This window comes from Cellulomonas sp. P2_B4, from assembly GCF_056404795.1.
In genome coordinates, this window is the sequence record NZ_JBFUDI010000005.1 from 254,860 (window position 1) to 266,857 (window position 11,998).

11 protein-coding genes are annotated in these 11,998 nt (G+C 72.9%); 7 read left to right on the plus strand and 4 right to left on the minus strand.

Going from position 1 to position 11,998, the window contains the following annotated elements; genetic code table 11:
- Positions 1 to 64: 64 nt before the first annotated feature.
- Positions 65 to 1,189 (minus strand): methyltransferase, encoded by a 1,125-nt coding sequence (locus tag AC1DZC_RS10550; protein ID WP_477043211.1) that lies wholly within the window; start codon positions 1,187 to 1,189, stop codon positions 65 to 67.
- Between the two features lies 1 nt (position 1,190).
- The gene (locus AC1DZC_RS10555) at positions 1,191 to 1,796 is read right to left on the minus strand and encodes a TetR/AcrR family transcriptional regulator (RefSeq protein ID WP_477037493.1); all 606 of its coding nucleotides are present in this window, start codon (positions 1,794 to 1,796) and stop codon (positions 1,191 to 1,193) included.
- Positions 1,797 to 1,988: 192 nt separating this feature from the next.
- Here AC1DZC_RS10555 and AC1DZC_RS10560 point away from each other — a divergent pair, with 192 nt between their 5' ends.
- The 5 genes from AC1DZC_RS10560 (at position 1,989) to AC1DZC_RS10580 (ending at position 7,532) form a co-directional block, all read left to right on the plus strand.
- A complete protein-coding gene (locus tag AC1DZC_RS10560; RefSeq protein ID WP_477043212.1) occupies positions 1,989 to 3,269 on the plus strand; it encodes a transcriptional regulator in 1,281 nt (426 codons plus the stop codon).
- 376 nt (positions 3,270 to 3,645) lie between these two features.
- Positions 3,646 to 5,169, plus strand: a complete 1,524-nt coding sequence (gene exaC / locus AC1DZC_RS10565) for an acetaldehyde dehydrogenase ExaC (RefSeq protein WP_477037491.1) — start codon at positions 3,646 to 3,648, stop codon at positions 5,167 to 5,169.
- A 125-nt stretch (positions 5,170 to 5,294) separates the two neighbouring features.
- Entirely contained in the window at positions 5,295 to 5,678 is a 384-nt protein-coding gene (locus tag AC1DZC_RS10570) for a DUF779 domain-containing protein (RefSeq protein WP_477037490.1), read from the plus strand.
- Between the two features lie 83 nt (positions 5,679 to 5,761).
- The gene (locus tag AC1DZC_RS10575) at positions 5,762 to 6,292 is read left to right on the plus strand and encodes a DinB family protein (protein WP_477043213.1); all 531 of its coding nucleotides are present in this window, start codon (positions 5,762 to 5,764) and stop codon (positions 6,290 to 6,292) included.
- Between the two features lie 343 nt (positions 6,293 to 6,635).
- Positions 6,636 to 7,532 (plus strand): hypothetical protein, encoded by an 897-nt coding sequence (locus tag AC1DZC_RS10580; RefSeq protein WP_477037488.1) that lies wholly within the window; start codon positions 6,636 to 6,638, stop codon positions 7,530 to 7,532.
- 65 nt (positions 7,533 to 7,597) lie between these two features.
- Here AC1DZC_RS10580 and AC1DZC_RS10585 read toward each other — a convergent pair whose 3' ends face one another.
- Together AC1DZC_RS10585 and AC1DZC_RS10590 are read right to left on the minus strand one after the other, a co-directional pair.
- Complete coding sequence (locus AC1DZC_RS10585) at positions 7,598 to 8,518, minus strand: transglutaminase family protein (RefSeq protein WP_477037487.1); 921 nt, start codon at positions 8,516 to 8,518, stop codon at positions 7,598 to 7,600.
- On the minus strand, positions 8,515 to 11,076 hold the full coding sequence (locus tag AC1DZC_RS10590) for a circularly permuted type 2 ATP-grasp protein (RefSeq protein WP_477043214.1): 2,562 nt from the start codon (positions 11,074 to 11,076) through the stop codon (positions 8,515 to 8,517). Before AC1DZC_RS10590 ends, AC1DZC_RS10585 begins: the two co-directional genes overlap by 4 nt.
- 161 nt (positions 11,077 to 11,237) lie before the next feature.
- On the opposite strand from AC1DZC_RS10590, the gene AC1DZC_RS10595 reads away from it, so the two are divergent.
- Entirely contained in the window at positions 11,238 to 11,690 is a 453-nt protein-coding gene (locus AC1DZC_RS10595) for an Asp23/Gls24 family envelope stress response protein (protein WP_477037485.1), read from the plus strand.
- On the plus strand, positions 11,687 to 11,998 hold the full coding sequence (locus tag AC1DZC_RS10600) for an Asp23/Gls24 family envelope stress response protein (RefSeq protein WP_477037484.1): 312 nt from the start codon (positions 11,687 to 11,689) through the stop codon (positions 11,996 to 11,998). The genes AC1DZC_RS10595 and AC1DZC_RS10600 overlap by 4 nt, the downstream gene beginning before the upstream one ends.

Here is an 11,998-nt window from a genome sequence, read left to right on the forward strand (position 1 = left end):
AGCAGATGTGGCCCCTGACCCGCTTCTGCTCGGACGTCGCAAGCATGGGACCACGCTGCACGGACTAGGTGCGGTCCAGCACGTAGATCCGCGGGTGGTGCCCCTTGGCGAACACGCGGACCTGGTCGCGCACGTGCCAGAGGGCGTCGGCGTCGCGCACGGCGCGCTCCATGATCTTGATCTCGTGCGTGAGGACGACGAGCCGGGCGCCCGGGGCCGCGGCCTCGTAGGCGGCGGTCAGCAGCCCGGCGTGCAGCGCGGCGTTGCTCTCGTGCGACCCGTGCAGCGTGCCCCACGGCGGGTCGGCCAGCAGGAGGTCGAACGAGCCGGGCACGGGGGCGAGCGCGTCACCCTGCAGCACCTGCGCGGTGAGGCCGGCGGCGGCGAGGTTGGCCGTCGAGGCGGCGACGGCAGCCTCGGACAGGTCCACACCGACCGCCTCGGACGCGGGACCCGCGAGGAGCCGCTCCACCAGCAGCGTGCCCGACCCGCACATGAGGTTGAGCACGCGGTCGGTGGGCACGACGCCGCCGAGGCGGACCATCGCAGCGGCGATCGTCGCGTTGGCGGCGCCGGGGTAGTCGGCCACCCGCCAGGGTCGCGCGGACAGCGGCCGCGGGCCGATGCGGACGAGCACGTCCCAGCCGTTGTCGCCGGACGGGCCGGTCACCACCCCGCGGCGCACCCGCAGCACCAGCTCGCCGCTCTTCTCGTCGTACGGCAGTCCGGTGGCCTCCGAGAGCAGGGACGCGAGCCGCTGGAACACGGCCGAGTCGGCCCCCGCGGCCTCGATCCGGAACGACGACGAGCGGTCCACGCGCAGCGACCAGCCCATCGCGTCGATGATGCGCTGCAGATGGTCGCCGCTGGTCAGCGACTTGGGGCGGGGGACGTCGAACCGCAGGACGACGAACGCGGCGACGGCCGTGCGCAGCGCCGTGACGTCGGCGAGCGGTCCGAGCAGGGCGACCTCGAGGGCGTCGTCGCGGCCGGGCACGGGCTCAGGCGGCCCGCTGGTCAGGAGCGTCGAGGCCTCGTCGGCGAGCACGTCCCCGAGCCCGGGCAGGAAGGTGACCTCGACGGCGACCGCACGCCGCGCGGCGGGCCGGACCCCGGGCCGGCGTGAGGTGGGGTGGCTGCCGTGGTGGGCGGGCGGGGCTGCGCTGCGGTTCTTGCGGTTCCTGGGCACGTCAGGCCGGGACGGGCGCGAGGGCGCCGACGGCGCGGAGCACGAACTGCTCGGTCTGCTGGATCGCACGCTCGCGCTCCGGGCCGTCCGCGGGGACGCCGCGACCGGACAGGCACGCGTTGATCAGGGGGACGGTCACGTCGAGGTCCTGCGACGGGAACGCGCCGGAGTCGATCCCCGCGGCCAGGATGCGGCGCAGGATCTGCTCGACGACCACGACGTGCTCGCGCACGCGCTGCTGCGTCCCGCGCGAGAGCACCGACCGCAGCTCGGGTCCCGGCGCCAGGTGGTAGACGCGGGTCAGCGCCGCCTGCTGCCGGACGTACATCTGGAGCTGCTCGGTGGGGTCGTCGATGTCGTCGAGCGAACGCTGCAGCGTCGCGGCGTACTGCTCGGTCTCGTGCGTGATGAACCCGAGCAGGAGCGACTCCTTGTCGGGGAAGTGGTTGTAGACAGCGGTGCGCCCGACCCCGGCCGCGGCAGCGATCTCGGCGAGCGTGATGGCGTCGAACCCTTGCTCGGCCATGAGCGCGGAGAGCGCCGCGAAGAGCTTCTGGCGCGTCTGCTCGCGGTGCTCGTGCAACGAGCCGCCGATGATCTTGGGCATGGTGACATCGTCGCACGTTCTGTCACGAAGATCGCCCCCAGGTGAGCGGGATCTCCCGGGGCCGACAATCCCGGGGCCGACGGGTGAAGCGCAATCGCGCGGAATCTTCGTACACTTCGACCAGAACTTCGCCGCGAGCCCCCACGATCCGCGACGAGGGCAGCGCTCGACGACGCGGTCGACGGGAGACGGATGACGGAGCTTGCAGACGCCGCCAACGTCAGCGCTGCCCACGAGAAGTTCGTCACCACGGGCCGCGTCCCGGGTCGGCACGTGCGTCCGGTCGTCGCCGACTCGTGGCGACGGAGCCAGCGCAGCGGCGTGGACCCCGAGGTGCAGAACGCGCCCGTCGACATGGCGGGCCGGTCGCTGACCACCTACCGCAGAGCCCTGGCGGTCGCCGCGGCGATGCCGGTGGTCCGTGAGCTGCTCGTCTCCCCGGGCTCGGACGCCGGCTGGGTCACGGCCCTGACCGACGACGCCGGCCGGCTGCTGTGGGTCGAGGGCGAGCAGGGTGTGCGCCGGCAGATGGAGGGCGTCGGGTTCGTCGAGGGCTCGGTGTGGCGTGAGGACTGCGCCGGCACCAACGCGCTGGGCACCGCGCTCGCCATCGACCAGCCGTTGCAGGTGGTCGGCTACGAGCACTACGCGCGCAAGGTGCACCCGTGGAACTGCGCCGCCGTGCCCGTGCACGCGCCGACCGGTCAGGTGCTCGGCGTGCTCGACGTGACGGGCGGACCCGTCGTGGCGTCCACCGTGGTCATGTCGTTGGTCCGCGCCACCGTCGCCGCCGTCGAGGCCGAGCTGGCGCGCATCGCCGCCGAGCAGACCACCCGTTCCAGCCGGCTGATCGTGCGCTCCGGCGGCGACCTGGACGTCATGCCGCGCCTGCGCGTGCTGTCCACCGCCCCGACGGTCCGGGTGGGCGGCGTCGACGCGCGCATGAGCCTGCGGCACGCCGAGATCCTGCTGCTGCTCGCCCGGCACCCCGTCGGCCTCAGCGCCGACGAGCTCGCGGTCCTGCTCAGCGACCAGATGCTCTCCGACGTCACCGTGCGTGCGGAGGTCTCGCGGCTGCGGCGCATCGTCGGACCGATGCTCAGTGAGTCCCGGCCCTACCGGCTGACCTCGCCGCTGCGCACCGACGTCGACCTCGTGCGCGAGCTGCTCGCCGCCGGCGACATCGAGGCGGCGCTGTCCAACTACCCCGGCAACGTGCTGGCCCGGTCGGTCGCGCCCGGGGTCGAGCGCGTGCGCGAGGAGCTCTCCGCGGACATCCGCGCCGCCGTCCTGGCCAGCTCGCTGCCCGGCGTCCTGAGCCGGTGGGTCTCGTCCGACGAGGGCTCCGACGACTGGCAGGCATGGGAGCGGCTCGCCTGGCTGGCCCCGCGTGGCACACCCGCGCACGTCCAGGCGGTGGGTCGGCTCGACCTCCTCGGCCGCCGTCTCGGAGCGCCGCCGGACCGTCGGTAGCCGAGGCTGCGCCCGGCCGGATAGCCCGGGTCAACGGCCCGCTGACTCGTGCAACGGTTCTGCAACGTTGCGCTCCGTACGTTGTGATCGGGCTCTGCTCTAGGGCTGCGCCCGCAGACGGCCGACCGCAAGGACGGCCGAGGGGATGTGCTGCAGTAGTCGGCTTTTTTCCGGCCGGAGCAACCGCGAGGGGCGGACGCTCCCGGCTGAAAGAGGCGGGACCGGTCGGGCGACGGGTGGAGGGGATCCGTCGTCCGACCGCGACGCACCACCCCCGCACCTGCGACCAGGGCCACAACGTTCCTGCAACGCTTCCCGACCTACCGTGCGGGCAGACGAGGCAACGGTGCCGCGTCAGCAGGAGCAAGGAGTCGCGATGACTGTCTACGCCGCACCCGGCCGGCCCGGGAGCCTTGTCACCTACCGCGAGCGGTACGACCACTGGATCGGCGGCGAGTACGTCGCCCCCGCCGCCGGCCGCTACTTCGAGAATCCCAGCCCGGTGAACGGCAAGACGTTCTGCGAGGTCGCCCGGGGCGACGCCGCCGACATCGACCGGGCCCTCGACGCCGCGCACGGCGCCGCCCGGAGCTGGGGCAAGACGAGCGAGACCGAGCGGGCCAACGTGCTCAACCGGATCGCCGACCGCATCGAGGCGAACGTCGAGATGCTCGCCGTCGCCGAGACGTGGGAGAACGGCAAACCGATCCGGGAGACGGTCGGGGCCGACATCCCGCTCGTCGTCGACCACTTCCGCTACTTCGCGGCCGCGATCCGCGCCCAGGAGGGCTCGATCTCGCCGATCGACGGCGACATGATCGCGTACCACTTCCACGAGCCTCTGGGTGTCGTCGGCCAGATCATCCCGTGGAACTTCCCGCTGCTCATGGCCACCTGGAAGCTGGCGCCCGCGCTCGCGGCCGGCAACGCGGTGGTGCTCAAGCCCGCCGAGCAGACGCCGGCCTCGATCCTCGTGCTCATGGAGCTGATAGCCGACCTGCTGCCGCCGGGCGTGGTGAACGTGGTCAACGGGTTCGGCGCCGAGGCGGGCAAGCCGCTGGCGTCGTCGCCGCGGATCGCCAAGATCGCCTTCACCGGGGAGACGACGACCGGGCGGCTGATCATGCAGTACGCCTCGCAGAACCTCATCCCGGTGACCCTCGAGCTGGGCGGCAAGAGCCCGAACCTCTTCTTCGAGGACGTCGCGCGCGAGAAGGACGCCTTCTACGACAAGGCACTCGAGGGCTTCGCGATGTTTGCGTTCAACCAGGGCGAGGTCTGCACGTGCCCGTCGCGCGCGCTCATCCAGGAGTCGATCTACGACGGGTTCATCACGGACGCCGTGGCGCGCACCGAGGCGATCATCCAGGGCAACCCGCTGGACACGGAGACGCAGATCGGCGCGCAGGCGTCCAACGACCAGCTCGAGAAGATCCTGTCGTACCTGGACATCGGCCGGGCCGAGGGCGCCAAGGTGCTCACGGGCGGCGCCCGCGCCTCGCTGGGCGGCGACCTCGAGGGCGGCTACTACGTGCAGCCGACGATCTTCGAGGGCAAGAACTCCATGCGCATCTTCCAGGAGGAGATCTTCGGGCCGGTCGTCTCGGTGACGTCGTTCTCGGACTACTCCGACGCCATCTCGACCGCCAACGACACGCTCTACGGGCTCGGCGCGGGCGTCTGGTCGCGGGAGTCGAACCTGGCCTACCGGGCCGGGCGCGACATCCAGGCCGGTCGCGTGTGGACCAACTGCTACCACGCGTACCCCGCCGGGGCGGCGTTCGGCGGCTACAAGGGCTCGGGCGTCGGCCGCGAGAACCACAAGATGATGCTCGACCACTACCAGCAGACGAAGAACCTGCTCGTCTCCTACAAGGCGGAGAAGGACGGCTTCTTCTGACCGGGCCGGGGTCCGGGTCCCTCCGCCCGGGCCCCTTTTCCCCGACCCGGGACCGGGGGACCCGCACGAGGCACGCGTGCGGGTTCCCGGTTCCCGGGCGGCTTTCCGACGAGAGGAGCGTGCTCATGACCGACCGGGTCGACCTGACCGACGCCGCGGCGTCCATGCTGCGGTCGCTGCGCGAGCAGCACGGCGAGCTGATGTTCCACCAGTCGGGCGGCTGCTGCGACGGGTCGTCGCCCATGTGCTTCGCCGACGGTGACTTCCTCACCGGCGACTCCGACGAGCACCTGGGCGACCTGCCCCTCGGCGACGGAGTGACGGTGCCCTTCTGGATGAGCAAGGCGCAGTACGAGTACTGGAAGCACACGCACCTGACGGTGGACGTGGTGCCCGGTCGCGGGGCGGGCTTCTCGCTGGAGGCCCCCGAGGGCGTCCGGTTCCTCATCCGCTCCCGACTCCTCACCGACGACGAGGTCGCCGACCTCCGCCTGGCCGGCATCCTCTGAGGGCACGGGGAGTTGGCCGGATGTCGTCGGGACGAGGCGTTTCCTCGCTGGGGACGACGCCCGGCGGCGGCTAGCCTCCACGCATGACGACGAACGCGATCCCCGAGCCCGACACCAAGGACTGGACCTGGGTCCTGGCCGAGCAGTGCCCCGAGTGCGGGTTCATCGCTGCGGACGTCGACGGGCCGGCCATCGGCGGCGTCGTGCGCGGGCTCGCGCCGCGGTGGGTCGAGGCCCTCGGTCGCGACGATGCTCGCACCAGGCCCTCGCCCACCACCTGGTCCACGCTCGAGTACGGCGCCCACGTGCGCGACGTGCTGCGGATCTTCGACGGCCGCCTCGAGCTGCTGCTCACGCAGGACGACCCCGCGTTCGAGAACTGGGACCAGGACGCCACGGCGCTCGCGGACCGCTACGACCAGCAGGACCCCGCGGTCGTCGCGACTCACCTCGCCGACGCGGCGGTCGTGATCGCGGACCGCTTCGACAGCGTGCAGGACGACCAGTGGGACCGCGCCGGCACGCGCTCGAACGGGTCGCAGTTCACGGTCCTGACGCTCGGGCAGTACTTCCTGCACGACGTGGTCCACCACCTGCACGACGTGCACGGCTGACCGCGTCCCCGAAAGGGGGACCTAGGTCCTGTGGCACCGCACGATCCGGGGCGCTGCAGCAGTTGTCCACAGCACTTGTCCACATCATGTGCAGCGTGGCGTGCGGCGCCGAGGCGAAGGGTCGGGCGTCCTGGGGGTTCGGTGTCCACCGGCGCCGGGGTTTGTCCACAGGCGTTGTCCACAGGCCTGTGCACAGGCGGCCCCGGCGGTGGACGACCACTCGATCGGACCAAGCCTCACCCGCCTGACCTGCGACGACGGCCGCGCGAACTTGTGTGTACACACCCCACGACTCGCCGGGCCGAAACACGCCCGCATCAAATGCTGTGTACGGTCCGCCGCCATGGACCACGCGCAGGTGAGGCTCCCCGAGCAGGTCGACGGCAGGAACGTTCTCGTCCTGCCGCGGGACACCGACGCGGTCGCGCTGGCGACGGCGTGGTTCCCGTCGGCGTCCTGGGCGCGCAGCCCTGTCGCGGCGTCGGCCACGGTCCCGCGCCCGATGACCGGTGCGCGCTTCCGCGGGATGGTCGCCGAGACGACGCCCTCGTCGACCACCGGCCTGCTGGCTCTCGTTCCGGGCGCGACTCTCGAGGGTCCGACCGCGCTCGACAGCGACGACGCCCGCCAGGCCGGGCTCGGCGCCCGCGACGTCGACCTCTACGCGCTCGACTCGACGGACGCGTCCGGCATCGCCCTCGTCTACGGCTGGATGTCCGCGGCCGCCCGCCGGGTCGCGGGCGGCATCGTCCCCGCCGATCGCTCCCGCCTGGTCACCCCGGACCCCGGCGCGGCCGTGGACCTGACCCTCTGGTCACCGGTCGCGCTCACCGCGACCGACGCGCTCCCGCTGGTCCGGCCGGCGATGAGCGGCGCGCGCGTCGGCCGGCCCGTCGAGCCCGGCGACGGGACGCTCACCGTGACGGCGACCTTCGAGTACGACGGGGCGATCAGCGTGCGGCTGGCGCGCTCGCGCGAGATCCCCGTCGCGCTGTCGACCCTCGACGCCGGCGAGTACGGCCCGTGGGCGTACCACGTGACGTGGGAGCCGCCCGATCCCGAGGAGCTGCGCACCGAGACGCCCTCGCAGCTGCACCTCATCGCGCGCTCGCGCGTGCAGTCGTCGGTCGCGCGCATCGCGGCGGCGCTGTGGCGGGGTGCGGGTGGGACGGTGGTGGACAGCGGCGGGTTCGTGGTGCAGCCCGGTGAGCTGAGAGACATGGCCACCGCCGCTCGATAGCACTGTGGGTTCGTGGTGCAACCGGGTGAGCTGAGGGACATGGCCACCGCCGCTCGGTAGGCGGGTCAGTCGAAGCGGGGGCTGCCCGCCGGCGCCAGGTCCACCGCGACCTTCAGCCGAGCACCCGACCCCTCGGTGAAGATGACCCCGCGCAATGGCGGCACGTCGTCGTAGTCGCGACCCCAGCCGAGCAGCACGTACTGGTCGTTGACCAGCTGGTCGTTGGTCGGGTCGACCTCGATCCACCCGGCGCCGGGGATCCATGCGGACACCCAGGCGTGCGAGGCGTCGGCGCCGCGCAGCTTCTGACGGCCTGCCGCGGGCCGCGTCTCGATGTACCCCGACGAGTACCGCGCGGGCAGCCCGTGGACGCGCAGGGCCGCGATCATCAGGTGCGCGAAGTCCTGGCAGACGCCGGCCTTCTGGGCGAGCAGCTGCGCCTGGGTGGTGTGCACGGTGGTCGACCCGGACCGGTACGCGAGCTCGGTGCGGATGCGGTGGGCCAGCTCGACGAGCACGTCGGCCAGCGGCCGGTCGACCGAGAACGTCGGGGCGGCCCACTCGCGCACCTCGTCGGCGAACGCGACGTGCGCGGACGGCAGGACCGCCTCGCGCAGGTCCGCGAGCTCGGGGTCCAGCCGGTCCACGTCCCCGGCGGCCACGCGCCGCGCCACCTCCTGCCAGCCGACCCTCGGCAGCGACTCGGCGGCCGGGGTCGGGCGGGTGACCTCGATGGTCGAGCGGGCGGTGACGACGAGCTCGGTGTGCGGCGTCGTGACCCCGAAGTACGTGGTCCGGTTGCCGAAGTAGTCCAGGTGGGCGGCGGTGTCCGACGGGGCCGGCGAGATCTCGACGACGGTCTCGATGCACGTCTGGCCGGGGACGTCGCGGGGAGTCATCGTGGTGCGCCCGTACGAGTCGGTGACCACGTCGGGGTAGACGTAGGTCGTCCGGTGCACGAGGTCGTAGCGGCGGGGCTCGGTCATGCGGCACCGGTCCGGGCGTCCCAGGGGTCCTCGAGCGCCTGGCTCAGCGAGACCTTCACGAAGTGCACGCGCTCGATCTCGTCGGCCGTCGAGCGCAGGCGCCAGAGCATCGACTCGAGGGCCTCGGCCAGGCGGGCGCGTCGGCCGTCGTCGGTGACCGCGGCCGTGAACGAGACGGTGTCGAGCTCCTCGAGCAGGTCGACGACGTCCGAGAGCAGGTGGTCGCGCTGGTCGGGGGAGCGTCCGGCCAGGGGGATCGCGGCGAGCGCCTCGCGCAGCCGGTCCAGCTGGAACGCCAGCGACCGGGGGTTGGACCCGTCGTGCAGGAGTAGCTCGAGCACGTCCGGCACTGCCGGCACGGCCTGGTGTCGCCGGCGGTAGGTGATCGCCGACTCGTGGCCCAGCAGCACCGACTCGAGCACGAGCGCGTCGACGTCGGCGGGTCGCCGCACGACAACGGACGCGAGCAGGCTCTCGACGAGGTTCTGCGCGCGCTCGATGCGCCTGCCCGCGTCGAGGAAGTGCCAGCCGACGTCGCGCACGAGCCCTTCGGCGGCGATGCCGGCCACTGCGAGGAGACCCTCGAGCACCTTGTCGAGCACCGGCCGCAGGCCCGCGGTCGCCGCGTTCGCGCGCAGGGTGCCCAGGTCGAGGGCGTCGGTCTGGGTGCGGCCGCGCTGCTTGCTGCGCTCGTCGCGAAGTGCCCGTTCGATGCGCGCCAACGGCCCGAACGTGTCGGTGGAGAGCTGGTCGCGGACGGCCGCGGCCGACGATCCGAGCAACCGGATCGAGCGCGCGACCGTGCCGACCCTGCGGCGGTCGAGCACCAGGTCACGCAGAGCGGGCGACTCGCCGAGCGGTTCCAGCAGCACCTGCAGAGCCCGGCCACCTGCGGACGCGGGCAGGCGGTGGAAGTCGTCCCAGCGGTCGATGACGACGCGCATCGTGCGCGCGGTGTCCTCGGCGCGCTCTGCGTACCGGCCCATCCAGTAGAGGTTCTCCGCGGTGCGCGGCGAGATGCCGGTCGCGGGCCGGCGCGGCTGGGCGGCCTCACCCGACGACGACTCGTCGGACGGCACCCACGGCTCGAGCGGGGCCTCGGGCTGCGAGGAGAGGACCCAGACGTCCTTGGCGGCCGCGCCGAGAGCCGACGAGACGACGTGGCCCTCGGCCACCCGCGCGAGCCCGCCGGCCATGACCGTGTACGAGCCGTCGTGGGCGACCGCGTACGTGCGCAGCACCGCCGCGCGCGGGCCGAGGTCTGCCGGACCGACCCCCTCGGAGCTGGGCAGGTCGCTGCCGACGCCCACCGGGGTGCCGTCCACCGTCGGACCCGCGGGACCGACGGGCTCCTGCGCCACCCACAGCCACGGCTCGGCGGTGATGCGGGCCGCGAGGGTCTCGCGCTCGCGACGGCTCAGGGTCCAGCCGAGGATCGTCCCGACGTCGGTGCCGCGCACCGTCGGCAGGATCACGAGCTCTTCGAGGTGGGTGATCACGTGCCTGAGCGAGCGCTCCTCGCCGCACCACCAGGTGGGCGCCGAGGCCAGCGCAAGGTCCTGGTCGAGCACCACGCGGGCCAGGCGCGGCAGGTAGGTGAGCAGCGCAGGGTTCTCCAGGACTGAGCTGCCCAGCGGGTTGACCACGCTGACGGTGCCTGCGCGCACGGCCCGGACCAGGCCGGGGACGCCGATCCGCGACCCCTGACGCAGGTCCAGCGGGTCGCACCACTCGGCGTCCACGCGACGCAGGATCACGTCGACGGGCTCGAGCCCTTCGACGCCGCGCATCCAGACGCGCCCCTCGCGGACGAGCAGGTCGGGGCCCTCGACGAGCGGAAGTCCCAGCATGCTCGCGAGGTACGCCTGGTCGAACGCGGTCTCGCTGCCCGGGCCGGAGGTGAGCAGGACGATCCGCGGGTGCTCCGAGCTCCCGGGGGCCGCCGAGCGCAGCGCGAGCCGCAGCGAGCGGAAGAACGGTCCGAGCCGCTGGATCGACGCCTGCCGGTAGACCCCGGAGAGGACCTGCGCGACGACGCGCCGGTCCTCCATCGCGTACCCGACGCCGGAGGGCGCCTGCGTCCGGTCGGCGACCGCGCACCACGCACCGTCACCGTCGCGCACGATGTCCGTGGCCGTGAGCACCAGCTCGCGCCCACCCGGGAGCCGCAGGCCGTCGACCGCCCGCTCGAACCCGGGATGCCCGAGCACGACCGTCGGGGGCAGCAGCCGGTCGGTGAGCAGCCTCCGGGGCCCGTAGGCGTCCTGCAGGATCGCGTCGAGCAGCTCGGCGCGCTGCACCAGGGCGGTGTCGAGACGCGCCCACTCCGGCTCGTCGATGGTGACCGGCAGGGGGTCCAGGTGCCAGGGGTGGTCGCCGTCCGGGCGGTCCGCGCCGTACGTCACGCCGTGGTCCGCGAGCAGCCGCTCGGCCTCGTCACGCGCGTGGCTCAGGGTCGACGACGTCGGCACGTCGGCAGGATCCGGCAGCCAGGACCAGTCGGCCGCGTGCTCCAGGACGCGGCCGGCGGGACGCGGCGAGGAGAGCAGGTCGGTCACAGGGTGAGTCTGCCTTGCCGATGGCGGTCGCGGGGCTGGTCGGCGCGCGGTTCGTGCACAAGGATCAGGTGACTCCTGGGGTGCGGATGACGCGTCGGGGGCGCACTGTGAGAGCGGCGGGGGCCCACCTCGTCGGACCCGTCTGCACGAATGAGGTCATCATGAGCGAGACCACCCCCGTCCCGACGAAGGCCGCCGCCGCGCGCCGCCCGAGCGCGTTGGTGAGCACCGAGGGCACGACGACGATCGCCGACACCGTCGTCAGCAAGATCGCCGGCATCGCCGCCAAGGAGGTCACGGGCGTCTACGCGCTCGGCGGCGGTGGCGGGCGCGCGCTCGGCGCCATCCGCGAGCGCATCCCGGGCGCCCGGACCAACCACGCCCAGGGCGTCTCCGTCGAGGTCGGCGAGACCGAGGCGGCCGTCGACCTGGACCTCGTCGCTGAGTACGGGGTGTCGATCGCGGACCTCGCCACCGGGATCCGGCGCAACGTGATCAGCGCCGTGGAGCGGATGACGGGTCTGCGCGTCGTCGAGGTCAACGTCGTCGTCAACGACGTGCACCTTCCCGACGAGGAGACCGTGCCGGTTGTCGTGGAGGCCCGGGTCCAGTGACCGAGCCGCCGATGCTCGTCGTCGGCCCCGACCCCGTCACGCTCGCGGAGCAGGTGGAGGCCGTCGTGCTCGCCGTGCCCGGGGTCGTCCGGATGGACGGCGGCCGGTTCGGCGGGCTCGGCACGTACCTGCCCGGTCGTCGCGTCACGGGCGTCCGGATCGACGACGAGGCGGGCGGCACCGAGGTGCACATCGTCGTCGACGCGTCACGACCCGTCACCGCTACCGCCGGACTCGTGCAACGGGCCGTGTCCGCGATCGCCCCCATGCCCGTGCACGTGCACGTCGAGGACATCGACGTCCCATGA